Origin of the sequence: Comamonas brasiliensis, from assembly GCF_018292285.1 — a bacterium.
Lineage (GTDB): Bacteria > Pseudomonadota > Gammaproteobacteria > Burkholderiales > Burkholderiaceae_C > Comamonas > Comamonas brasiliensis.
Window position 1 is genome coordinate 16,704 of sequence record NZ_JAANES010000006.1, and the last position, 21,433, is coordinate 38,136.

The following is a 21,433-nucleotide window of genomic DNA, read 5'->3' on the forward strand; positions in this document are numbered from 1 at the left end:
GGGCCACGCCACCTGAACTTGGTTTAAAGCTATCACGGAGGCCTTTCACTCTTTACGCCCTCCCGCCCTCTTCGCAGCCTGATCCAACGCAGCCTTGCGCCCATCCAGTTGCAGCTCGCGCTCGGTGAAAGGCTTGGCACCCGGCGTCATCACCCGCCAGTTCTTCATCCACGGGATAGAAATGCACCCGCAGTGAATGATCTGCTCGACGGGAGCCCTGGGGTCATGCGGGCACTGCATCTTGTCGATACCGCCGCCAGGGTTGGGCACCTTGAAGGGCTTGCTGGCCTCCACGACCTGGCCGTCGATGATGTCGTGATTCCAGCGACTGTGGATCTTGCCGCTGCGCCGCCACTGCTTGCCCAGGCCAGGCACCAGGGGCTCGGCCTGTTGCAAGCGTTCATTGGAGGCCACGGCAAACGCCCGGCTGACTTCCGTGCGAACTATGGTGGCCGCGCGCCTGGGTGACTCGGCCCCGAGAATCTTCTGTACTGCCTGGATGGCCTGGTATGGCGTCTGCGCGCCAATGGTGGTCTGGCCCAACTGCTGACCAATCTTGCGGGCAGCTTCGTTGCCCACGTCCTTGAGCCGCAGGGAGCCAAACGCTTTCATTTGCTTGAGCACGCCCACATCGAGTTGGGCCAGTTGCAGTTCCACGCGGTGGCCAATAATGGCCAGGGGCTTGTCCACGAAATCCTCGCCCAGGGTCCAGGCATCCTGCATACGCATTTCAAATAGGGCACCGGCGCGGCTGGTTGCTCCAGCCAGAACGTCCTCGATCTGCCCTAATAAGCGCGAAAGCTGTAGCTGCTGCCAATCCGCAGGCAAGCCTGCCAACGTGACCAAGATCTGATCGCGAGCCTCTTTGAGTAGCAGCAGAACCTGGGTTTCTCCAGCCAGGAGCAGTTGAGCTCGTTCGCGCAAGCGCCTGGCCAGCTCAGCCTCAAATGCCTTATCTGGCTTTTGGCCCAGCTCCTGCCCGCTGCTGGCTTTCTTAGCCATGGCTCTGTCCAGATGCCTCAGCCCGTGCGGCGGCCAGGTCTGCAGGCAAATTGGTGAACACGTCTTCAGCGTCTCTCTTGGCCTTGCGCTCGGCAGCTTCCTTGCGTGCTGCTTCCAGCTCGGCCTTGGCATCAAAGTCCTGGCCAAAGCGCTGGGCCACGTCAGCCACGATCTTGAGGGCGGTCTCTTCGGTCATCAGCCCGGCCTCGATCATCTGCACCACGGACGCGGCCAAGGTTTGCATCGCGCTGGCAAATTTGGTGACGTCACGATTGAGCAGTTCAGGGAAGACCGCAGTCACCTGCCATTTTTCTTCCGACCAGTCAGGAGTGACGCCTTGGGTTCGTGCCTGGCACAGCAACACATGGCGGCCTATCTCCTCCAGCATGATCTTGAGGAAGGACTGGCGCATGCTGTACATCTTGAAGGTGGGCTCACCCATCTCCGAGGCTGCAGCGCGGTTCACATCCCCGCCGCCACCAAACCAATGCTCGGGCATGGTGCTGCCGCCGAGCACATGGTTTCTCAGCAAGCGGGCGCTCTCGCTGGTGTCGGCTGCCTGCAGGCTCGGGCTCTTGGCTTCCAGCGTAACGCTGTCGTTATGGACAAAGGTGCTGTTGGGAGCAGGCGGCACAAAGGTCTTCTCATATTCCTTGACCTTGGCGTCGTCCGCGCCCTTCAGCTCCACGTCCCAGACAAAAGAACGCAGGTAGCCAATGCGGTCCAGCTCATTGAACAGGAACTCGTCATAGGCATCCAGCCAGTCCATCTGCCCCAGAAGGTCGGAGCGCCCACGGCTGCCATTGGGAAATTTATTGAGCTGGTAGAGCAGACACTCACCGTCTGTGAATTCATCAGCGCGAATCCGGCAGGTGTTCTCACTGAACAGCTCCGCGTCCTCGCCCAGGACGATTACTCTGTATTTATATTGACGCCCCCGGTTGTCGCGCTTGGTGATGACACCAATGGGCTGCTCTGGATTGCCGGGGTCATTGACCACGGTGGCGATCTGGCGTGGGTCCAAGTAACCCAGCCGCACAAAGCCATCGCCGTCGCGCACATTGGCGATATAGCACTGCTCACCCAACAGGCCCAGGGCGCGCACCCTGCCCTGCAGCTTGAGCGGCCAGTTATTGATGGGGTCGGTCCAGAATGTATTGAGCAGTGCCTGGTGCTCTTCGTCCTGGCACTGCAGAGTGACGCCCTCGGCCAGCAGATAGGCCAGGGGCAGTTCGGTCAGACGGTTGGCCAGCAGATTGCTTTGCCACAGGTATTCAGCCAGCTTCTGCATGCGGTCCTGGGCCATCGGTGCCAGATCGCGATCGTTCAAGCTATCGAGCCCGCCGCCGCTGAGCTTCCGCCACCCTTCATCACTATTGCCCTGGGCGCTGGCGGCTTCACGCATGGGCTGGGTGTGGTGTGCTTGGTCCACGCCTTGCGCGACCGCTGCCTGGTCAAAACCCAGAAATGATTTGAACCGGCTCCATGCCTGGGGCTTCATGTATTTCTCCTGAACATTCGTGAGGCCTGGCGGGCGTAGCGCTCGCGGGCGGTCTGTACCTGGTGGTTGTTGCCGCCCTGTGTGGCCGCAGCAATGCCGCCTGTGACGGCCAGCATGTAGAGCATCTGGACCATGTCAGGACCGTCGTCGTGATCGGCCTTGGGAAAATGCCTGAACTGGTCAATCAGCGTGGTCTGGCTGCTGTGCACACGGATCAAGCCGTTGTGCATATGAGGCTGCAGGCTTTCGATGCGCAGCAGCTTGTCGCTGATCGGCAAGAGCGGACGAGCCGGTACCGGGATGCCCTGCTGGGCGCTGCGCTTGACCAGCTCAGTGCGCAGGAATTCCTGGAACTGCACGGATTCGAAGCCCCAGACAACGCAGCAGTACTCGCGCTGCATCTCGATCACGTCGCTGATGATGCGATCGGGCACGCGCTTACGGATAGCGGCCTCGACCACATCCATGATGCCGGTCTCGCGGTTGTAGCCGCCGACTCCAATGGCGCTGGGGTCGCGGCTGTTGCCTGCCCTTCCCAAGCTGGGGTCACATGCGCCGTAAAACACCCACTCCGCCAGGCGGTTGACCCAGAAGCGGATGGAGTTGGCGAATGGCGCATCCTCCCCGGCTGTCGGGTCGTTCTGCTGCTCGGAGTCAAAGGCCGAGTGCCCTTCACGGGCGCGGCGGATCATCAGCTTGACCAAGGGGCGCAGCGCTGGCCAGGACACCTTGCTGCCTTTTTCCATCTCGGCTTGGTGCTCTCTATATAGAGCCATGGCCGCAGCTTCGCCCTCCTGGGGCGTGTCGGCATTGAGCAGAAAGCCTTCAAACTGCTCCCACAGATCCATGCGCTCGGGCCACTGGATGATGGCTTTAAAGACTTTGCGATTCCACAGCGGGTTTTTCAGAAAACGCGCCAGCACGCTGTCGTAGTGCAGTACTGTGCCCACCAGAATGGCGTCCATGGAGTCATCGGGCGGCCCCAGGGACAGCACGCTCTTGGTCACAAAAGCCTGTAGCTTGTCGCGTTGGGCCGGCGTGTTGACGTTCTCGTCGTTCTCGATGTCGTCGCAAATCGCCAGATCCGGGCGGTGCGCGCCGTGGCGGCGGCCCCGGATCTTCTTGCTGGAGCCGAACGCTTCAACCTTACGACCGTTGGCCGTCACGATCACGCCCGCCCGCCAGACACGCCCCTGCCCACAGGCTTCGGGAAAATCGTTGGCAATGCGCGGGTTAGCTTCCAGCTCGGCCTTAATGGCCTCCAGCATTTCTGCAGCCTGCTCAAAGGCGTCCATCACGATGATGGCGTACCACTTGGCTCCGGTGACCAGACACCAAGACACAAAGCTCATGCTGATCTTGGTGGACTTCGCCTCGCCACGCGGGGCCGCAATGGCGTCGCGCTGCCCCGCAGCAGTGTTCACTATTTCAGGCAAGCGCTTGTAGAGGTACTTGTGCAGCTCGCTGGGCTCGGCCCGGCCATAGTGAGGGAAGTAGTTGCGGTCCCAATACTCGTAGCCATTGACCGGGTCGCAAACCTTGCGGCGGCGCTCGGCAATGGCTGCAGGATTGGTGTCCCAGCCGTCCAGGTTGGCGTCGATCTGTTTGCGCAGGTCATCGGCCAGCGCTGTCAGGCCCGCCAGAAAATCCTTGCTGTTCTTGGCCATGGCTATTTCACCTTGGCCAGCTCTTCGCCAAACGGCTCCAGCATCTCGACCAGAGCGGCCAAGTGCTGCGGATAGCGCTGCTGGGCAAACGCGGCAAAGCGTTGAAGGATGTCCAACTGCACAGCCTGGCGGTTCAGCTCGGGATTGAGACGCTTGAAGCTGGACATGGTCTTGTTGAAGCTGTCGCTCATGCTGGCCAGCGTCTCGGCACGATCGCGCGGCCCCATATCCTTGGCCTCACGCAGCAGATCCATGGTGGCCTGGTGCTGAATGAGGTAGTCCTCCAGCAGCTTGGCCGAGAGGTTTTTGAAGTTCTCATCGCCCATGGCCACGGCAGCGCGGGCCGTTTCCCAATCGTCGCCCTTGTCTGCCGCCTCCTGCTTCCAGCGGTTGCCGGTGCTGCGCGGCACGCCGAGCTTCTTGCAGGCCGCTTCCATGGCCATGCGCTGAAACACATACAAGCCGCGCAGTTGGGTACGCTTTTCTTTGCCGTGCGCCATTAGTTGCCCAGGCCTCCGCCACGGAAATACGTCTTGATGCCCTCGACGATCAGCGCCGTGCCTACCGCCACGGCACCGCCTGACACCGCGCCCGCGACCGCAGCCTTCTTCTCGACCTCGCGCAGCCGGGTATCAATGGAGTTGAGGCGCTGATCCACGCGTTCATCCAGCTCTTGAATGCGTTGGTCCTGGCGATTGAGATGCGCGGTAATGCCGTCGAGCTTGCCGTCGATCTTTCCCAGCAGCATCAGTTCGTCTTTTTCGAGTGACATGGTTCCTCTGTTTTTTGTGGCGAGTCATGGGTGCAGCAGCAGCGACCGGCAGGACGCATAGGCCGCGTTAAGGGTTTCAATCTCCTGAATCACTCCTGCAAAGCGCGCAGAATTTGCTGCTGGAAGTAGCCCGTAGGCCTCGGCTGCGTCTGCTGCACCAGGGTCGGTGCTGGCGGCTTGCTCACCTGCGGCGCGACAACCACCTGCCCCACCGGCAGCGGGCTGGGGGACGATGCGCACCCGCACAGGGCGCTGCTCAAGCTCACCAGTAAGGCGAGCGATTTCTTGGACTGCCTGGGCATCGGTTTTTTCCTGCTGTTGGTAAAGCTGATCCAGCCTGGCTTGAGCAGCGTTGCGCTCAACTGTCAGGCGCTCCAGCTCAGCCTTGGCGATGCGGTTCTGGGTGGCAACGCTGCCCTGCAACTGCTGCAGTTCGGTGGCTACGAGCTGAGACTTGGTCTTCAAGTGCCACATGCCCAAGGCAAGCGCCAGGTACAACAGCAAAGCCAGTGCCAGCACTCCAGGGGTGATGAATGCCAGAAAGCGCTTCATGGCTGCGACTTCCAGGTGCCGGTGGCGAAGTCGTAGTTGGCGCGGAGCAAGGCCACGCCCTGCAGGCAATCGGTGCGCTCTTTTAAACGGCGGTTGTAGAGGCCCTGGACAAAGCGGTACTCCCACTCGCCCTTGGCATTGCGCCTGCCGGTCTTGGTGTAGCTCCAGACGGGCGTGCCACTCGGCGCATGAGCCAGCGCGTCGCAGGCTTCTTCATAGCGCTTCGCATTGAGCAGACCCATGGCACGACTGGCGCAGGTCGATGGCTCGCCATTGTTATGACCGTGGCTGGAAAAGGCATCCAATATTGGCTGGGACACTGGCACCTTGATGCAGTCCAGCACCCTGGCCTGCCCCTTGGCCAGCACCTGACTGCCCACGACCATGCATTGCTCATCGGACCAGTAATCGCCCAGTACTACAGGCACCGAGCTGGCAGTTCTGGTCAGCCCCAGACAAGCCGTTGGGAGGCCCGCTGCCAGTACATCGGCATAGACCACATTCTTGAATTGCGGCCTGCCATCACGCTTGGCAGGTCCGTCCTCGTAGCCTGAGATATAGGTGACATACGCACCACCACCCAGCACGAGTGGGATGCCGAAGCGCAGAACCGTTTTACCGAGGGAGAGTTTGTTTGCCATGCCCTCGACTTTCGTGGGGCACGCGAAAACAAAAAAGGCCCGCAAATGCTGGCCCGAGAGGGCAATTCTATTATTAAGGTATCACAACCCCGAAAAGCCGAAGAGAGTTAGTTGTTGCTTGCAAGACAACTGACTACCGTAATATCAGTTGTATTGTCTTCAATTATCAGGGAACAGTCATTAATTAAATTAAAGACAATGCCTTGGAGTAATTTTCTTTAAGTTTTTTACTGTATAAATGTTTAGATGAAGCGTCCATAAGCTTTATTAAATTGGCAGGAGCATTTTTAATTGATCTTGGGTTACCACAGGCTCTGACAGTAAGGCTCCAACCATCGACTCTCGGAGAATTAATCATCAGCCGCCCTAAAGCTTTAGCCATTTTTTTGTTATTAGTATAGTTTTGTTTTAAACAGCGATTTACACTCGATATAAGTAAATCTGCGACTTGAAGTCCAATAGATCGCTTTGAATCTTCAAGACTAAATTCATTCTCCAATAGCTTAGAAAAAGAAACTGGCACTATAGAATTTTTTAGATGACTTCTATCTATTCCCGTCTCTTTTGAAAATGACCTCAGAAGCTCACCAGTATTTACCTTTGGAGAAAAAGCCCTATTAAATGCCTCATAATTTCTGCCTGTTATGATAGCAGAATTCTGATTCGCAGAGCCTACCATAATCATCCCAATATAAATATCCTTAAAGCATTTCTCATATTTATTTTCTTTATTAATATTTTTTTTATCAATAACCCACTTAAATCTACCAAGCTCTTCAGGTAAAATTCCGGCATAGTGAGAAATTATTTTTGGGAGCATTTCGCATATCATTTGTACTTGCAGGATGCATTGATTAAATTCCTGTCTACTTAAGCTCCTTACAAGCGCAACAACTTCTTCAGCATAAAGTTCAAGATCTCTTTCCTTCGAGGAAGAATAATTGCGAATTGCGGCAATCGTGCTATCTCTATGCTTCTCCAGATCCTCAACGCCACTTGCAGAATCGCTAACGGTAGACACTGCGTGCAGTGTGCATCCAGCCTTATCCAACGACTTCAGAAATTCCTGATAGGGTTCTGATGCACAGTCCGGGCGGTTTCGCTTGAACTCTTCATCAATTCCTAGTCCATATTCGGCTTTCAGTTTGGCAAGTGATTCTCCTACTTTCTCTAAAGAACCATCTGGAATTACAACTCCACCAACAGTACTCCATGCCTGCGATTTCGAAGAGACTGAAAAAAGCCCTGATTCATCAATAAAAATATGCATATTTAAAATCTTCTGGACAAATCAATATCTGTGTATTTTTTCTATCAAAGTAAGAGCGCGATAAAAGCGTCAATAATTACCTAATTCACGCCATTATCAATTAACTAACCGTATCATATTTCACCGCCGTGCCACACAACTCGGCCTGTTATTCTCAACCGGTTTGCAGCTTCACCTTCCAGAGTCTGAACTGGGTAGTCCGGGTTGTAGCTGATAACTTTCACACCACCAGTGCTGAAGTCCCGCTGCAGCAGCTTTACGTAGTCTTCCCCTTCGAGCTCAATCACATAAACGCCGTCATGTGCCAAAGCATTCACCGAAGTGTCGACCAGTAGAATGTCACCATCATTGATGCGATCAGACATCGAGTTACCGCGCACCCGAACTATCTTTGCGTTATTGCGATTGAGCCCCTTGGAGCGAAGCCACGCAGTTCGGAACGCCAAGCGGCCCAGAACTTCCTGCTCACCGTTGGTCGCACCATTTCCTGCACTCATGCAAGCGTCCAGAACCTCGATCTGGGTGAACTCACCATCGTCTTGATAAACCCGCGTCGACCCTGCTCGACTTTCTGCACCAGCCTGCGCACTGAAGTGCTCAACGGTACGACCTGAGTGCCTTGCGGCTCTAAGTAGCTGCTTCACGGGTACTTCTCCCCGCTTACGCCAAGTCCTGACCGTTTCAGGCTGAACCTCCATCAAGGCCATCCACCCGGGCCCCAGCGCGCCTGCAATGCGAGCAACGACTTCATCTACCGATGGCAATTGGGTGCTTTGAGGATTTTTTTGCATATAGCTATTGACTGCGTTTCGTTTTGAACCAAGAATACGGTTCAACTTGAAACGTTTCCTTTTGAACCAATAGCGTAGCAGCAAATGCATCCAGAACAAATTAAAGCTGAGATCCGTATGCGGGGAACGACACCGGCTGCCATGGCGGATCAGTTGAGTCTTTCACGTATGACTGTCAGCAATGTCATTCACGGCCGCTCAACTTCGCGACGTGTCGCAGATGCCATTGCCAATCTGATTGAGCAGCCCGTCAACCGCATCTGGCCCGGTCAATACGAACCACATCGCATGAACAAGTTGAAACGCGGGGGAGAGAAATGAAACCTCGCCTCAAGCTGACTCGCGATGGGCATCTGGTCGTACTCGCCTGTGGACTGAATCCATGGGGAGAGATCAGTGCTCGCAAATACATTCAAGAGCACTACGGCTCGCTCCAGGGCTTCGCGCGCCGATATCAGCTTTCGTACAACGCCGTTTGCACAGCGTTGCGCCCAATTTCCCGGCCCGAACGAATGGCAGGCCAGGTTGCTGAAGTTCGTGCAGTACTAGGTCTCACTTCGCAGCCCACAGCTCAATCACTGCGTGTGTCACGCAAACAGGAGCACCGATCATGACTTGGCTCACTGCCCGAGAGATCGCGGGCCTGCCGGGCATGCCCTCCTGCGCCAAGCGCACCCGAGAAAAACTCATTCGCCTGAGCATTCCCAGCCGCCCCAGAACTGGCCGAGTTGGTGGCGGTGTCGAGTTTGACTGCTCAGCTCTGCCTGAAGAGACACGCCTGGCTATCGCCACCAACGCAATTCAAGCTGCTGGCACCAAGGCACTCGCAGTGGTGGATACACCTGCAGTGCGAAGCTTCGTGTCGCCTGCCCCCACAACCTCGGTCCACAGCACTAGCGTCCGTGTGCCGAGCCAAGCAGAGAAAGATGTTGCCGACGCCCGCGTGCGCTTGGTCAAGCTAGTGCTTGAGCTGGTGCCCCTGCATGGCCTGCGTCGCGCGTGCCAGTTGCTGGCCGCACGCATCGTCACAGGCGAAGCTGGAGCCGAAGCTCAGAGCATTGCACGGCAAGCGAACCAGCGCGCTCGTGGTGGAGAGGTCAGTGCCCGTTCACTGGAGCGCTGGGTGGGCATGCATCGCAACAACGGCTGGTTTGGACTCCTGCCAGCAGCTCCCCAGTCTGAATCGACACCACAAGTTGATGACGATGTCGCTGCAGTGCTGGGCCTGTTCCACAGCAAGGACCACCGCTTTCGCAAACTGAGCGGCGCTGCCAAAGAAGTCACCCGCATGCTGGGCCGCGATTTCGATGAATGGCGCAAGCTGTACCACCGCGCCCGGCGCGTTCTGGACAAGCTGGGGCAGTCTGCCGACGCCAGCGTGGCGCTGATCAAGGCTCGCCATACCGGCGCACAGCGCGACACCAAGCTGCCATTTAAACGCCGCGATACCTCCATGTTGGCTTTTGCCGATGTGTTTGTGATCGACGGTCACACCTTTAAAGCCAAGGTTCGCCACCCAGACCATGGTGCCCCCTTCGCGCCTGAGCTGACCGTGGTGCTGGATGCCGCCACGCGCCTGATCGTGGGCTGGTCAGTCAATCTGTCTGAGAACGTGATTGCGGTGGGTGATGCTTTGCGCCACGCAGTCGGCCAATACGGCATTCCTGCCATTCTGTATGGTGACAACGGCGCAGGCGAAACAGCCAAGGCCATGGACTGCCCGATAGATGGCATCTGTGCTCGCCTTGGCATCGATCACCGCCTGGGCCTGCCCGGCAAACCACAGGGGCACGGGATTATCGAGCGCAGTTGGCAGACCCATGCCATCAACGCTGCGCGCAAGTTCGGGAGCTTTCAGGGCGGCGATGTGGATGCAGGGACCTTCCGCAAGGTCGCAGCAGTCCTGGCCAAGGAGCAACGCGCCATCAAGCGTTCGGAGCAGACCGGAGAGGTCATCACGCTCACTCCCAAGGCTCCGACCTGGAAGCAGTTCGTGGATGGCATCGAAGTGATGGTCCACGAATACAACACGCAGCACCGCCATCGCGGTCTGCCCAAGCGCACGGATGGCAAGCACCCCACGCCAATGGAAGCGTTTGACGCCTGCTTTGACCCAGCGCTGCAGGAGAAGCCTTCGGAGCTGGAGCTGCGCACCTTGTTCATGCCGAGCGTGATCCGCACCGCCAAGCGCGGTCAGGTGCAGTTCTTCAATCAGTTCTACCAGGCACCCGACCTGATGCGCCGCGATATCGATGGCCGCGAAGTCAGCGTGCGCTACGACATTCACAACCCGAACTATGTGTTGATTTACACGCTGGGCGGTGAGTTCGTCTGCGAGGCCCAGTGGGATGCCAACCGCATCGACTACTTCCCCAAGCCCGTCATTCAGATGGCCCGCGAAAAACGCGTGGCCCAGGCCGTCAAGCGCCGCGAGCTGCAGATCGACACCGCCCTGCGCGAGCTGGGTCCAGCCATGGACACCACACCCCTTTCCCTGCCGGAGCCAAGCACCCCATTCGTGAAGGTGCCCTCCTTCGTGGAGACACCTGTCTCCGCCATCAACTCTCCCTCCACGGAAGCAGCCGCGCAAGCAGCCGCTAGCAGGCCTTTCTTCAACGGACCGAGCGAGCGCTACGAGTGGCTCATGCGCAACCAGGACCAATGGACCGAAGCAGACGGCACATGGCTGCGCAACTACACGGCATCGGAGAGCTATGCAGATCTGCGCGACTACTACGAGGGGCGGGGATTGGGATGGAACGACGCGGGCAATGAGCCCGATTTGAAGAGTGCTCTGTGACGGCGGCAACCGTCACAGAGCGTGCCAGAGATTTTTTGAGAAATACGAGCAGGAGAAATGTACTGTGAAACGAGGCTTTGTCAAAACTGAAAACTTTAAGCGCTTGTCCGAAGCCCAAAAGCTGGTGGAAAAACGTGGTGCTCGCGAGGCAAGTCTGGTGCTGGTCCAGGGCCGTTATGGCATTGGCAAGTCCGAGCTGACGGAGCGCTGGGCCGCTGACAGTGGCTGGGTGTTCGTGCGCGCCAAGAGCACCTGGACCAAACGCGCCATGCTCGATGAGCTGGCCGAGCGCATGGGCCTAGCCAAGACCGGGCGCAATACCGAGGTGCAGTCGCGCATCATCGGCAAGCTGGCGGTCGAGATGGTGCCGATGATCATCGATGAGGCCGACTTTCTGGTGGGCACCACCGCCAGTCTGCTCGAGCTGATCCGTGACATCACCGACTTGACAGGCACCATGTGCTTTCTGGTCGGCATGGAGCACTTCCCCATGAAGGTGGCGCGCTTCGGCCACATCGCCAGCCGCGTGGCCAAGGTGGTGGAGCTGCAGCCGATCTCACTGGCAGACGTCAAGGCCACGGTCGCAGCCAAGGCCGAAATCGAGATTGCCGACGAGGTGCTGCCCGAGATGTTGGCCTAGGCTGAGGGTCGCATGCGGCTGCTGCTCAATGCCATTGCCAACATTGAGGCCTGGGCGGACGCCAATGGCTGGACCAAGGTCACGCTGGAGCACATCAAGGGCTTGCCCCTGTGCCCTGAGTTCAACGGTAAGCCGCTGGGCCGCAAAGGGGTCAAGCCATGACAACCGCCTCGGTGAAGCCTTACGGCTGGTTCATGCCTGCCACCTTGATTGCGCTGGGTCGCTATACCGCCCATGCAGTGCAGCCCTTCACAGTGGCCGAGCTGCAGAAGATCGTGCCCGAACTGACAGAGGGTAAGGACGCTCGCAGGGCCTGCAAGCTGCTGGAGCAGCGCAGGCTGGCAGCCCCCTGCCCCACTCAGCGGTTTTCCTGGGAGCTGACCCCTGCAGGCGTCCAGACCTGTAAAGCGGCTCTGTACGCGTCGCTGGCGGAAGGCAAATGCAAGCCCGCGATGATGCGCCCCAACAAGCTCACGGTCGCCGATCAGATATCTGCGCGCCTGTGGAATCTCCTGCGCATCCGCAATGTTCTGACCAGCGTCGACGCGGTGTCAGTCTTGGCCAATGCTGGCGACAACACGGTCTATTTACAGGCTGTCATCGGTCGCCTGCTCAGGGCTTGGAGCGAGGCCTACCCTGACGCGGTCGAGGTCAGCAAGAAGCGAGTCAATGGCGCATTGCGCTATGTACTCAAGCGCGACATCGGTCCCCAAGCGCCTGCGCTGACTAAGGCCAGGAAGGAGATTGCATGAAGCCCGGCTACATGAATGAGCCTTGGTTCGCAATCCTTCTGGAGCGTGCGCAGCGGCCCGAGTCGGTGCGAGCACGCATCGCACGCCAGCTCGGCATCAGCGCAGCGGCGCTGAGCCAAGTGCTCAATGCGAGTGGTTGCTACGGAAATGGCACGGCCAAGACGGACCGCATTGCAGAAAAGGTGATTCACACCTTCGGTCGCTACACCTGCCCGCACCTGACGGCAGAGGCCAGTGGCGACGACCATGTCATCACTGCAGAGCAATGCCGCGCATTTGCCCACCGTGACGCGCCCACATCCAGCCCTCGCGACATGCAGCACTGGCAAGCCTGCCGTCAATGCAGCCACCGGGAGGCCAGCGCTCCACCCGTGCCTCGCGCACTGCAGATCAGAGGTGGCCGCAAGGTCATCCCCATTACCCATATCCAGGAGGTCAGCCATGCATCACCTCGTTAAAGACGGCTGCCTGCCCTTGGTGATTGGCCTTGCGCTGCCCATGAGCGAAGCCGACTACCACCGTCCGCCCTTGGGCTGGATCAAACGCCGCGCCAGGCGGCTGATGCGTGCTTACAGCATCGACCGCCGCTATGCCATCGCCTGCGCCGCAGACGACTACTCCGACTTCACCCATATGCACCGCGAACGCCTGTCTCAACTGCTCAAAGGAGAACTCCAACATGCCTAAGACCACTCAACCCCAACAGCGCCCTCTGCCCGCCTGGACCATCGAGCACGCCAGCACAGCCCCTATGTCCCGCCGCGAAAAGCTGGCCCTGACGCTCTTCATCTTTGTGCTCCTCATGGCCTTGGGCTTCCTGATCGCAGCCATCACCGGCTACGCCGAGATGCGCTCCGTGTTTCCTTGAACCAGCCAATCACCATCACCAGAAAGAACGTATGAATCAGCAAATCTCTCTTCCCGAGATCCCCGCAGGCTATTGGGAAAACGCCAAGGGTGACCTGGTCCCCGAAACCAAGGTCTCCGACATCGACAAGCTGCGCGACCAGCTGGTGCGCGACCTTTGCACCCAGGCCGAAGCCAGGAGCAAGGATCTGGCCAAGTTCAAGCTGGACTCCATGGGCGACGTAACTGCCTTTGTGGAAACCAGCGTGGAGCAATACGGGGTCAAGGTTCGCGGCACCAAGGGCAACTTCACACTCATGACGTTTGACGGCAAGTTGAAGGTCGTGCGCCAGATGCAGGACCAGATCACCTTTGGCGAGCAGCTCCAAGCGGCCAAGTCCTTGATCGACCAGTGCGTGACACGCTGGGCCGAAGGAGCCAACGACAACATCAAAGTTCTGGTCTCCGATGCCTTTCAGGTCGACAAGCAAGGCCTGATCAACACAGGCCGCGTGCTGGGCCTGCGCCGCCTGGACATCAAGGACGAAGACTGGCAGACGGCCATGAAAGCCATCTCAGACAGCATCCAGGTCGCCAGCACCAAGCCCTATATCCGCTTCTATAAGCGCAATGAAACCACCGGCGCTTATGACGCCATCAACCTGGATCTGGCTGCCGTATGACAACTACACGCTTTGCCTCTACCGCCGATGTCGCTCACTCCGTGTGCACCAGCGAGGGTGCCCAATCACTGCCCTTGGTGCAGACGACCAAGATCGTGGACTTCACCCTGCGCACGGTCATCGGTCTGAACTGCCAGAACGGTAGCACCCTGGACATCAATCTTGGAAATGGCCATGTCTTGAGCTGCTGCATCAAGAAAGCCATCGGCCCTATGGACGTTTAAAGGAGGAGACATGACCCGCTTTGTTGCTCATACCTCACCTTTTGCTGCAAAAGATCAGCGCCGCCGTGAGCTGGGCCACATCCATCAGGGGCGCACGGCCCTGGGCTGGACGGAGGATGACTACCGCTTCCACCTGGTCGAAATCACGGGGGTGGCCAGCTCCGCGGATCTGGACGCAGCGGGTCGTGCCAAGGTGCTGGCTCACATGGCCAAGCTGGGCTTCCAGCCCAAGTCCAGCAGCTTCAAGCCATTCGGTCAGCCTGAGAAGATCAAGTGGCTCTGGAAGAAGCTCGATGAAGCTGGTGGCCTGCGCGACGGCAGTCCCACCGCCCTGCTCGCCTTCGTGGGCCGAACCATCGGCACTGAGGTGTCGGATGTGAAATTTCTGCCAACCGCCCAGGCTAGCACGGTCATTGAGGCGCTGAAGTCCATGCTGGACCGGGCCAAGCGTCAGGCACAGGTGAAATGACCCAGACTTTTACAGTTCCCATCGACCTGCTGCCGCCGCTGCTGCAAGAGTTTGAGCGCCTGGTGGGGCTGCAAGCCACCATGGCGCTGGTTCAAAAATGGGGTGGACTACGGGTGTACTTTCCAACGCCAGAGCGCGTCACTGAAGATCATCCCTATGCCGCAGTCATTGGCATCGACGCGCTTTTAAAGCTGGCAGAGGAGTACGGAGGCCTGCCTCATTTTCAGTTGCCGAAAGCGGAAAGAGCGCTCCAGGCCGTGCGCAATACGCGGATTGCAGCAGAGTACGCGACCAACAAGACTGCTCGGGAGATCGCCACCGAATATGGTCTCACTGAGGGCCAAGTGGTTCGCATCGTGGCCAGCATGGGTGTGACAGCCCCGCTCGACCGGAGGCAGCGGACACTCTTTTAAACCCGTCCTTCTCCACAAAAAAAGCCCGACCATGATTGGTTGGGCTTTTTTCCTCCAAAGAAGATTAGCCTATTGCATAATTCCCTCTAACAATTCGCATTAACTTTCTTTGCAATTGGACTGTTCATCCTCCTTCGTATGAAGGCATTACGGCCAAAGGAAAATATGAAAGCTAGCCAGAAAATTCAATCCGAGATAAGTAATCTTGAATCCAAGCTCGCACCAATCCATGTCGAACTTGATGAACTTTTCGAGCGATTCGCTTCCGAAATGGTTCCTGACGTAACAAGATGGATGAATGGCAATGTTCGCCGATGCATCGAACACAATGCAGAAAAAGTAAATACCGAAGGTATCGATTCTCTCCGCAAATTGAAGGATGACTTCGCTAGTCTTATCGCGCAATTGCCTGATATATGCCGAAAAGCAATTGGAAATCCAGATCAATGGCCTCATAGAGAAAATTCTGATCCACACGCTACAACTTATTCCAGCAAAGATGTCACTGAGCCCTACACTGCTTCATCCTATCGCCGCGCAATTAACCCACTCGGCTCCGTACTTGCCAAGCACGGCTTTCTCAATCAAAGGCCAGGAAAAATCGCTGAGTGGGAAAGTGATGGTACCAACGGCTATAAGTACAGCATTAATCCGAGCTTCGAAAGTCGACGATTTCCTTCTCTACTCGAATACTCCAGCAAACGTTCTGAGAGCAATAAAATAAAGAACGAAATCGCGGCAAAAACGGTGGAGCTTGAAAAAGCAAAGGCATTAGAGTTGTGGGACTCAGCATAATCAAAAATTCAGCAAAAATACAATTTTTAAAGAAAAATTCCAAGAATATCTAGACACTGAATTTACGGCTGCAGGGAACGAGTGAAAAATCATTTCTTTGCAGCCTTTTCTACAACTGCATGGTCACGACAATTCCCAAAGCTCTTCTAGATTTACGTCATCACTACTAGGACGATGCTCTTTCAGTAAGGGATCTATCTTCAAGATCATGGGCAAATCAAAAGCGGTGCCTGTAACCACGCAACAGCCTTTGGCAAGAGTAGGTATTAGTGCCTTCGAAGAAGAGTCCAGTGTGCTAATAGTGTTATCCAGTAGCATAAGGTCTCGCTCATTTACAAGCCGGTGGATAAAGAAATTATGAATCTGAGAAACGATCGTGGGAGAAATGTCTGCAGGGCGCTGGCTAGAAAGAGTAAGGTAGACACCATACTTGCGCCCCTCTTTAATTATCTCCTCAAACAGCTCAAGACGGTAATCCTTCCAAATTTCATGCTCACGTGCTGACTGTTCGGACAGAATGTTATGAGCCTCGTCAATGATGAGATGAAGAGTCTTAGTGGGAGGACTCTTCAAGTTATCAGATTCCTTGTGGTTTGTATAAAAATTTTTTGCGACAAGTAAGGGTAAGATTTTTTTTATCTCGTTCTTACACTTCTTGAGAGAAATGACATGCAGAAGATGAGGTGGCGGTGGCACCTTTACGACCTCAATTACGTTGCGAAGTGCCGTAATTGATGATTTCGCTCTAGAAAGTACAGGCTGAATGTGTTCGTACTGAGCATGTCCAAGCACCACATCAGAGCAGAGCTGTAGGTAACACCTCAAGATGAGCTCAGTGAATTGATCTAGTTCACTAACATCTACATTCTTATCGAGAATAGGCTTTAAAACTGCACTAAATCCGTCACCATTTGAGTTGTAGTATGTGTTATTCGAATCTCTAAAAGACTTGTTCTTAGCATTGAAGGTTATTTCTTTTAGGTACTTCTCTAATTCTTCACATTTAATAATTCTTGCTATTTCGCGACTCAATTCAAGCGCATCCGGCTTTTGCTCTCCAGCACTAAAAGCTTTCTCGAAAGTTTTCTCGATGTAGCGTTTAAGAGGAACATCTTTAAATTTCTCTCTCCCGCTCAAAACTCTCCTCAAAAAAGGCTGTTGTGTGTTGGTAGTGGCCTGAAAAAGAAGACTTAGTGTTTCTGCATCCCAGAAGTGCGCAGCCTCAATTTTAAATTTATGTGCTCCTTTTTTGGAATCCAGCACAGTTATTTTTTTGTCCTTCGATGGGAGGATTTGATCTTCAGTGTATTCACCGTTGAAGTCAATTATTACAAACTGACTTTTATTCTTAAGAGCTGGAAGTTTTTCGTTAAAAAGAGTTGTGTAAAGCTTTGCCAGTGTGTTGGACTTTCCACTACCAGTGTTTCCAAATATTCCAAGGTGGCTGTTAAAAATCCGTGCCCAAGGCAGGTTGATAGGCACGTTTTCCTTCAGCATTGCGCCGATAGAGAATTCACTCTTACCCTCAGTACCGTAGATCTTACCCACCGACAGTTCACTCAGCAGAGATGCTTTATCCCTGATCATCGGCATATATTTAACGCCTTCAAAGAACTTATCATCTACGATGTAGCCGATTGGTCGAACGTCAACTTTTCGGATGTACTGTGTTTTCTCTGCTTCGGTATCTAATTTACGCTCATCAAGATATTCACCCTCTACAAGGCAGACGATATCTATAAAACCACGCTGAATAGAAATATGCTCCCTAAGCGAAACTCCGCGATACTTCACCCCATCATAAAAAATAGACTCCTGACTAGAGTCTTCGAAAATTCTCAGAGAAATTCGAACACCTGAGACAGAAATAACCTCTCCAACGATTATACTCATAGAGGATCCTCTGCATTATCTTCCGGTTCGTACTTTTCAGGCTTGAGAGATAGAATATACTTATTAAAATTGGTGAAGTCCAACCTCAACCCATCTGGCGGACCTATGACTGTGACATTTTTCCAGAGCTTGAACTCTTCTTTAAGGCTTAATGCACTTGATTGACTATAGCAGCAAATGAATGTTTGAAGCTGCGGGTTAGAAAGAGAGCGCTGAATAAGCTTTCTGATATGTTCGTCAGCAAATGAAAAGCCGAATGTTATTAGAATGGAATTTGGCTTTTCAAGTTCATAACTCAAAAGCCTTAACATCTGATAATAATGCTCTTCGAATACAGTTTCATGAAACTTCCATTTCGTCGGATTGACGATAGGCAACTTATTATATTCATCCCAGAAACTCTGTCTTTGCGAAGACGTGAAATTTACATACGGGATTTTTGCCGTTCGACCACCTTCCGTCACAATATAATCAGAGAACTGTCTAATCTTCTCCAGTGTCCTCTTATGAATTAGATGCTTGAAGTCGCTTGAATAATCAACCTTAATTCCATCACCATTTTTTGACCAATATACAGAACCGTGCAGATGAATTATGTTTAGCTGTGGAACACCATAGTTGCTGCGCTCAAATATACCGGTTTGACACTGAAAGGTGTTGAAATTCTTGGCATGGAGGTTTTTGGTGTGAAAACCAGAAGTACCATCATTGACGACAAAATCATACGATCCCTCCGTTAGAATTTTGTCCGCGCTATGCGCTAAGCACCCATCGTAGTTAGTTGTAAATATATTGATCTTACGATTAAGATCTTTTCTTCTCTCCAGCAGTCCAAGAAGGGTTTTTAAAAAAATCTCGTAATTTTCGAGATTTACTTTACCCTTTTCAGATGTCACGGAACTGATTTTAAAGGTTTGAACCGGGAAAATGCACTTATTATAGTAATGCATGAACAATGCAGTTCTTTTATCGTGCAAGCTTTCAAACCTTGTAGCCAAAGTCTCGATCGTCTCCCAGTCACCATTAGTCCCTTTTATCGCAAGACCGAGAGTTGGAAACAAGTCTGCTGAAGCACCAGATCCAATGAGTATGTTGATATTTTTATTATATATATCCAGTGGCTGAATCGATTCAAACATTCCCATCCTTTTTCATGGCTCTTTGAGAGTCAGTGCATATAACTTCAAATCGTGAGCGCCAAGTGCGGATACACAAAATGCCTATGGCTCAGGGGCGCTATCCAACCTTGCCAATCACGCACTCGCCCAATGCGGCTGCGAGATCTGACGCCAAGTTTTGTAGGTACCGGGAGCACTGATTTCGGCTCCACGCTGAGTGCACTGTCCAGCTGCGTTGTAGATGTCAGCTTTGACCTTTGGGTTGCCAAAGTAAGGAGCAGGACCCGAGACCTCTCCCACCGATGTCACCTTGGCACACAAATTTGCCCAAGTCGTTCTAGTGATCCAGAGCGAATCGGGCTGAGTAGCAAACCACATCTGATACACATTCGGCTGCGGCTCCTGCTTAAGGACATTGAACATGTTCTCTCCTATTTCTGAAACCAATCGTATCCTAGCTCAGAGCTACTCGATAGCTTTTCCGTGGGGCAGGCAGAACGCGAATCAATCTACTATTTGAAGAGATTTTTGTTCGTTACGAAGTCCAAACGGCAAGCAATTGATCTGCCTACATCGGCCAGGGAGCTTGGCTCACCCAAGCTTTATAGGACCCCTAGCCAATCTTCAATCTTGTGCGCCCAGATTCAAGCAAGTTGGGCGTTAAGAAGTGGAAAATAAGAATTCAGCTAAGTACTTGATTTTCCATGCCTCTAACATGTCTGCCGAATCATTACGCCCAACTTGCAAACGCCCACGTCAGCAATCCTAGTTGACACGCCGCCGCCAATCCGTGGATGCGCACCAGTCTCTAGCGCGAACCATGTCGGCCCAAAAACAGGTCATTGAGGCCCTTTTTGTACTTAGGCCAACCCGTTTCGAGCCAATCGCTACGAAACGACTCTTAAGGCCAGAATTGGGCGAAAGCCCGCGCCAGCATTAGCAAACCCAGAATTTCCCTGTGCAAGCCTCTGTGCCAAAACGGTCACTCCCCCACAGTTGCGTTGCGCGGCCTTTGGCACAAAGTAGCACAGGCCTTGGCACCAAGGCTGACAAATTGGCAAGCGTTCAGGCCCAGAAGGTGTTGTTTTCTCACTGATCACCGGAGCCATCACCCAGGCCATGTGCTGTTGGTGAATGCCCTGGCCCTGGGACTTCACAGTTTTTCTACGACGTTGGCACCGAGACCATGACCTGGCTCTCTGCATTAAGGCGCTCTATTCGTTTCTTGAGGCCTGGCTTGCAACAAGTTGGTGCTTTGCCGCCAAGAACAGGAATTCACTCGAGCGCCCGCCATTGCAACCGCCAGCCCTCGGCGCCAGAACGATCACTTCCCCACAGCCATTCAGCGATCTTGTCCCGCTGCCCCAGACTGACCCGAGCCCGGAAGTTCGGCATGCGTGTCGATGGATGACCAGTCGCGCTCTGATTAATTCAGCTGGAAAATAAGTGGAACGACGTGCCACATAGGATGGGCAATGCCATCGCGCTTTCCAGGTACAAATTTCCAACCAGCAACCGTCTCCAGCGCGGCCTTGTCAATTTTGGGATTTCCGCTGGACTCGCTCACTTGTGCCTGTGTTTGCTGACCATCTGCCTCGACAAACACGCGGACGACGACTTTTACCTTGTTATTGGATCGGGGCTGCAGATCGGAATTCGGCGTTGGAATTTGAGATGTCGGTGAAATACTTGCATCCGAACCGTGGGCCGAGCAGGCGACAAAGCCGCCAACTGCGGCGACAGCAATCAGCAGACGGTAGGTTGAATTCATATTGCGATCATATATACGAGTCACGGTAGACCCTGACTCCTCAAGTTTCAAAGATTGCGGCCATCTGAACTCAGCCAGGCATTCCATCGCTTGCGATGGAATATGAGCCCTGCGAGATGCCTGAGCGCAGATCAGCGCAACCCACGAGAATCGTTTTTTTGTGTTGCGCCTGAGTTTTTTGAAGTTGACCTACCTCAAACCAAGACACAATGTACGCGGTCACTTTCGACTGAAAGTGAACCAACTGCATAAACGACGTATCTCATGTATGGGTGCATCCCTTTAATGCTGGTTCATAACTTTACATAGGACCTCTTTTAGATGAGTACACATTCTTATAAGGATTTGTTGGCGCAACGCGAGGCTCTTGAGCAACAGATTGCTGCGGCCCGAAAGACCGAAGTCTCGGACGCGGTGCAAAAGATCAAGAATTTGATTGAGGCTTTCGGCCTGACACAGGACGATGTCTTTCCTCCAGCCAAGCAAAAGCAAAAGCGCGAGGCAGGCACAGTGGCTCCCAAATACCGCGACCCGGTGACTGGCCAGACCTGGACCGGCCGAGGAAAGCCGCCGAACTGGATCAAGGATCAAGACCGTTCGCAGTTTGCGATTTAAAAGTGGCCCTAGCGGCCACTTTTTCTTTACGGAGACAGTCACGACCGACGGTCTGTCGGCGACACCTTTTCCGGTGCATCGCTGAGGCTTATGGTCTCTCTCACTGTCACTTCGTCAAATACTGGCTGCACCGGCCTGCTGACGCCCCGCTCCTGGCGACACGGCCGTCGCAAACTCATTGACCACAGAGACTTGGACGATGCTGCCCCAGAAACCGC

At 54.5% G+C, this 21,433-nt stretch carries 26 protein-coding genes; 14 read left to right on the forward strand and 12 right to left on the reverse strand.

The features are described 5' to 3' along the window. Positions 1-45: 45 nt before the first annotated feature. The 9 genes from DJFAAGMI_RS20945 to DJFAAGMI_RS20985 form a co-directional block, all read right to left on the reverse strand. Entirely contained in the window at positions 46-1,002 is a 957-nt protein-coding gene (locus DJFAAGMI_RS20945) for a hypothetical protein (RefSeq protein WP_211458857.1), read from the reverse strand. Next, positions 995-2,503 (reverse strand): hypothetical protein, encoded by a 1,509-nt coding sequence (locus tag DJFAAGMI_RS20950; RefSeq protein ID WP_249334638.1) that lies wholly within the window; start codon positions 2,501-2,503, stop codon positions 995-997. The genes DJFAAGMI_RS20945 and DJFAAGMI_RS20950 overlap by 8 nt, the downstream gene beginning before the upstream one ends. Beyond that, positions 2,500-4,170 (reverse strand): phage terminase large subunit, encoded by a 1,671-nt coding sequence (gene terL, locus DJFAAGMI_RS20955; protein WP_211458858.1) that lies wholly within the window; start codon positions 4,168-4,170, stop codon positions 2,500-2,502. Before terL ends, DJFAAGMI_RS20950 begins: the two co-directional genes overlap by 4 nt. 2 nt (positions 4,171-4,172) lie before the next feature. Further along, the gene (locus DJFAAGMI_RS20960) at positions 4,173-4,670 is read right to left on the reverse strand and encodes a DUF1804 family protein (protein WP_057092522.1); all 498 of its coding nucleotides are present in this window, start codon (positions 4,668-4,670) and stop codon (positions 4,173-4,175) included. Next, the gene (locus DJFAAGMI_RS20965) at positions 4,670-4,942 is read right to left on the reverse strand and encodes a hypothetical protein (protein WP_057092523.1); all 273 of its coding nucleotides are present in this window, start codon (positions 4,940-4,942) and stop codon (positions 4,670-4,672) included. Before DJFAAGMI_RS20965 ends, DJFAAGMI_RS20960 begins: the two co-directional genes overlap by 1 nt. 24 nt (positions 4,943-4,966) lie before the next feature. Further along, positions 4,967-5,494, reverse strand: coding sequence for a hypothetical protein (locus DJFAAGMI_RS20970; protein ID WP_211458860.1), 528 nt, complete (start codon positions 5,492-5,494; stop codon positions 4,967-4,969). After that, positions 5,491-6,135, reverse strand: coding sequence for a lysozyme (locus DJFAAGMI_RS20975; protein ID WP_211458861.1), 645 nt, complete (start codon positions 6,133-6,135; stop codon positions 5,491-5,493). Before DJFAAGMI_RS20975 ends, DJFAAGMI_RS20970 begins: the two co-directional genes overlap by 4 nt. A gap of 184 nt (positions 6,136-6,319) precedes the next feature. Beyond that, positions 6,320-7,405: a DUF3800 domain-containing protein gene (locus DJFAAGMI_RS20980; protein ID WP_211458862.1), complete on the reverse strand. Its 1,086-nt coding sequence runs from the start codon at positions 7,403-7,405 to the stop codon at positions 6,320-6,322. 113 nt (positions 7,406-7,518) lie between these two features. Beyond that, entirely contained in the window at positions 7,519-8,241 is a 723-nt protein-coding gene (locus tag DJFAAGMI_RS20985) for a S24 family peptidase (RefSeq protein ID WP_249334640.1), read from the reverse strand. A gap of 39 nt (positions 8,242-8,280) precedes the next feature. Here DJFAAGMI_RS20985 and DJFAAGMI_RS20990 point away from each other — a divergent pair, with 39 nt between their 5' ends. The 13 genes from DJFAAGMI_RS20990 (at position 8,281) to DJFAAGMI_RS21045 (ending at position 15,818) form a co-directional block, all read left to right on the forward strand. Then, positions 8,281-8,517, forward strand: a complete 237-nt coding sequence (locus DJFAAGMI_RS20990) for a helix-turn-helix domain-containing protein (protein ID WP_211458863.1) — start codon at positions 8,281-8,283, stop codon at positions 8,515-8,517. A gap of 289 nt (positions 8,518-8,806) precedes the next feature. Then, positions 8,807-10,996, forward strand: coding sequence for a Mu transposase C-terminal domain-containing protein (locus DJFAAGMI_RS20995; protein WP_211458864.1), 2,190 nt, complete (start codon positions 8,807-8,809; stop codon positions 10,994-10,996). Between the two features lie 103 nt (positions 10,997-11,099). Continuing rightward, positions 11,100-11,636 (forward strand): AAA family ATPase, encoded by a 537-nt coding sequence (locus DJFAAGMI_RS21000; RefSeq protein ID WP_249334642.1) that lies wholly within the window; start codon positions 11,100-11,102, stop codon positions 11,634-11,636. A 12-nt stretch (positions 11,637-11,648) separates the two neighbouring features. After that, the gene (locus DJFAAGMI_RS25080; RefSeq protein WP_249334643.1) at positions 11,649-11,798 is read left to right on the forward strand and encodes a hypothetical protein; all 150 of its coding nucleotides are present in this window, start codon (positions 11,649-11,651) and stop codon (positions 11,796-11,798) included. Next, positions 11,795-12,388 (forward strand): hypothetical protein, encoded by a 594-nt coding sequence (locus DJFAAGMI_RS21005; protein WP_211458867.1) that lies wholly within the window; start codon positions 11,795-11,797, stop codon positions 12,386-12,388. The genes DJFAAGMI_RS25080 and DJFAAGMI_RS21005 overlap by 4 nt, the downstream gene beginning before the upstream one ends. After that, positions 12,385-12,846: a hypothetical protein gene (locus tag DJFAAGMI_RS21010; protein WP_211458869.1), complete on the forward strand. Its 462-nt coding sequence runs from the start codon at positions 12,385-12,387 to the stop codon at positions 12,844-12,846. The genes DJFAAGMI_RS21005 and DJFAAGMI_RS21010 overlap by 4 nt, the downstream gene beginning before the upstream one ends. After that, entirely contained in the window at positions 12,830-13,075 is a 246-nt protein-coding gene (locus DJFAAGMI_RS21015) for a hypothetical protein (protein ID WP_211458871.1), read from the forward strand. Before DJFAAGMI_RS21010 ends, DJFAAGMI_RS21015 begins: the two co-directional genes overlap by 17 nt. Then, the gene (locus DJFAAGMI_RS21020) at positions 13,068-13,256 is read left to right on the forward strand and encodes a hypothetical protein (protein ID WP_211458873.1); all 189 of its coding nucleotides are present in this window, start codon (positions 13,068-13,070) and stop codon (positions 13,254-13,256) included. Before DJFAAGMI_RS21015 ends, DJFAAGMI_RS21020 begins: the two co-directional genes overlap by 8 nt. Before the next feature lie 31 nt (positions 13,257-13,287). Then, positions 13,288-13,917, forward strand: coding sequence for a DUF3164 family protein (locus DJFAAGMI_RS21025; protein WP_211458874.1), 630 nt, complete (start codon positions 13,288-13,290; stop codon positions 13,915-13,917). After that, a complete protein-coding gene (locus tag DJFAAGMI_RS21030) occupies positions 13,914-14,141 on the forward strand; it encodes a hypothetical protein (protein ID WP_211458876.1) in 228 nt (75 codons plus the stop codon). Before DJFAAGMI_RS21025 ends, DJFAAGMI_RS21030 begins: the two co-directional genes overlap by 4 nt. Positions 14,142-14,151: 10 nt before the next feature. Continuing rightward, positions 14,152-14,610 carry a regulatory protein GemA gene (locus DJFAAGMI_RS21035; protein ID WP_211458878.1) on the forward strand — a complete coding sequence of 153 codons (459 nt, stop codon included), beginning with the start codon at positions 14,152-14,154 and terminating at the stop codon, positions 14,608-14,610. Beyond that, on the forward strand, positions 14,607-15,023 hold the full coding sequence (locus DJFAAGMI_RS21040; protein ID WP_249334645.1) for a Mor transcription activator family protein: 417 nt from the start codon (positions 14,607-14,609) through the stop codon (positions 15,021-15,023). Before DJFAAGMI_RS21035 ends, DJFAAGMI_RS21040 begins: the two co-directional genes overlap by 4 nt. A 165-nt stretch (positions 15,024-15,188) precedes the next feature. Next, positions 15,189-15,818, forward strand: coding sequence for a hypothetical protein (locus tag DJFAAGMI_RS21045; RefSeq protein WP_211458879.1), 630 nt, complete (start codon positions 15,189-15,191; stop codon positions 15,816-15,818). Between the two features lie 123 nt (positions 15,819-15,941). On the opposite strand, the gene DJFAAGMI_RS21050 is transcribed toward DJFAAGMI_RS21045, so the two are convergent. From DJFAAGMI_RS21050 to DJFAAGMI_RS21060, 3 genes are all read right to left on the reverse strand, one after another. Beyond that, entirely contained in the window at positions 15,942-17,711 is a 1,770-nt protein-coding gene (locus DJFAAGMI_RS21050) for an ATP-binding protein (protein WP_211458880.1), read from the reverse strand. Continuing rightward, positions 17,708-18,850, reverse strand: coding sequence for an SIR2 family protein (locus DJFAAGMI_RS21055; RefSeq protein WP_211458881.1), 1,143 nt, complete (start codon positions 18,848-18,850; stop codon positions 17,708-17,710). The genes DJFAAGMI_RS21050 and DJFAAGMI_RS21055 overlap by 4 nt, the downstream gene beginning before the upstream one ends. 1,405 nt (positions 18,851-20,255) lie before the next feature. Further along, positions 20,256-20,600, reverse strand: a complete 345-nt coding sequence (locus DJFAAGMI_RS21060) for an energy transducer TonB (RefSeq protein ID WP_211458882.1) — start codon at positions 20,598-20,600, stop codon at positions 20,256-20,258. Between the two features lie 321 nt (positions 20,601-20,921). Between DJFAAGMI_RS21060 and DJFAAGMI_RS21065 the strand changes: the two genes are divergently transcribed. After that, a complete protein-coding gene (locus DJFAAGMI_RS21065; protein ID WP_211458883.1) occupies positions 20,922-21,215 on the forward strand; it encodes an H-NS histone family protein in 294 nt (97 codons plus the stop codon). Positions 21,216-21,433 lie beyond the last annotated feature (218 nt).

Coding starts and splice junctions, on each gene's coding strand:
- DJFAAGMI_RS21045 (WP_211458879.1), top strand. CDS start 15,189: ATGAAAGCTAGCCAGAAAATTCAATCCGAGATAAGTAATCTTGAATCC.
- DJFAAGMI_RS20975 (WP_211458861.1), bottom strand. CDS start 6,135: ATGGCAAACAAACTCTCCCTCGGTAAAACGGTTCTGCGCTTCGGCATC.
- DJFAAGMI_RS20990 (WP_211458863.1), top strand. CDS start 8,281: ATGCATCCAGAACAAATTAAAGCTGAGATCCGTATGCGGGGAACGACA.
- DJFAAGMI_RS21035 (WP_211458878.1), top strand. CDS start 14,152: ATGACCCGCTTTGTTGCTCATACCTCACCTTTTGCTGCAAAAGATCAG.
- DJFAAGMI_RS20970 (WP_211458860.1), bottom strand. CDS start 5,494: ATGAAGCGCTTTCTGGCATTCATCACCCCTGGAGTGCTGGCACTGGCT.
- DJFAAGMI_RS20945 (WP_211458857.1), bottom strand. CDS start 1,002: ATGGCTAAGAAAGCCAGCAGCGGGCAGGAGCTGGGCCAAAAGCCAGAT.
- DJFAAGMI_RS21020 (WP_211458873.1), top strand. CDS start 13,068: ATGCCTAAGACCACTCAACCCCAACAGCGCCCTCTGCCCGCCTGGACC.
- DJFAAGMI_RS25080 (WP_249334643.1), top strand. CDS start 11,649: ATGCGGCTGCTGCTCAATGCCATTGCCAACATTGAGGCCTGGGCGGAC.
- DJFAAGMI_RS21065 (WP_211458883.1), top strand. CDS start 20,922: ATGAGTACACATTCTTATAAGGATTTGTTGGCGCAACGCGAGGCTCTT.
- DJFAAGMI_RS20960 (WP_057092522.1), bottom strand. CDS start 4,670: ATGGCGCACGGCAAAGAAAAGCGTACCCAACTGCGCGGCTTGTATGTG.
- DJFAAGMI_RS20995 (WP_211458864.1), top strand. CDS start 8,807: ATGACTTGGCTCACTGCCCGAGAGATCGCGGGCCTGCCGGGCATGCCC.
- DJFAAGMI_RS21005 (WP_211458867.1), top strand. CDS start 11,795: ATGACAACCGCCTCGGTGAAGCCTTACGGCTGGTTCATGCCTGCCACC.
- DJFAAGMI_RS21040 (WP_249334645.1), top strand. CDS start 14,607: ATGACCCAGACTTTTACAGTTCCCATCGACCTGCTGCCGCCGCTGCTG.
- DJFAAGMI_RS21015 (WP_211458871.1), top strand. CDS start 12,830: ATGCATCACCTCGTTAAAGACGGCTGCCTGCCCTTGGTGATTGGCCTT.
- DJFAAGMI_RS20980 (WP_211458862.1), bottom strand. CDS start 7,405: ATGCATATTTTTATTGATGAATCAGGGCTTTTTTCAGTCTCTTCGAAA.
- DJFAAGMI_RS20950 (WP_249334638.1), bottom strand. CDS start 2,503: ATGAAGCCCCAGGCATGGAGCCGGTTCAAATCATTTCTGGGTTTTGAC.
- DJFAAGMI_RS21060 (WP_211458882.1), bottom strand. CDS start 20,600: ATGAATTCAACCTACCGTCTGCTGATTGCTGTCGCCGCAGTTGGCGGC.
- DJFAAGMI_RS21010 (WP_211458869.1), top strand. CDS start 12,385: ATGAAGCCCGGCTACATGAATGAGCCTTGGTTCGCAATCCTTCTGGAG.
- DJFAAGMI_RS21025 (WP_211458874.1), top strand. CDS start 13,288: ATGAATCAGCAAATCTCTCTTCCCGAGATCCCCGCAGGCTATTGGGAA.
- DJFAAGMI_RS21030 (WP_211458876.1), top strand. CDS start 13,914: ATGACAACTACACGCTTTGCCTCTACCGCCGATGTCGCTCACTCCGTG.
- DJFAAGMI_RS20965 (WP_057092523.1), bottom strand. CDS start 4,942: ATGTCACTCGAAAAAGACGAACTGATGCTGCTGGGAAAGATCGACGGC.
- DJFAAGMI_RS21050 (WP_211458880.1), bottom strand. CDS start 17,711: ATGAGTATAATCGTTGGAGAGGTTATTTCTGTCTCAGGTGTTCGAATT.
- DJFAAGMI_RS21055 (WP_211458881.1), bottom strand. CDS start 18,850: ATGTTTGAATCGATTCAGCCACTGGATATATATAATAAAAATATCAAC.
- terL (WP_211458858.1), bottom strand. CDS start 4,170: ATGGCCAAGAACAGCAAGGATTTTCTGGCGGGCCTGACAGCGCTGGCC.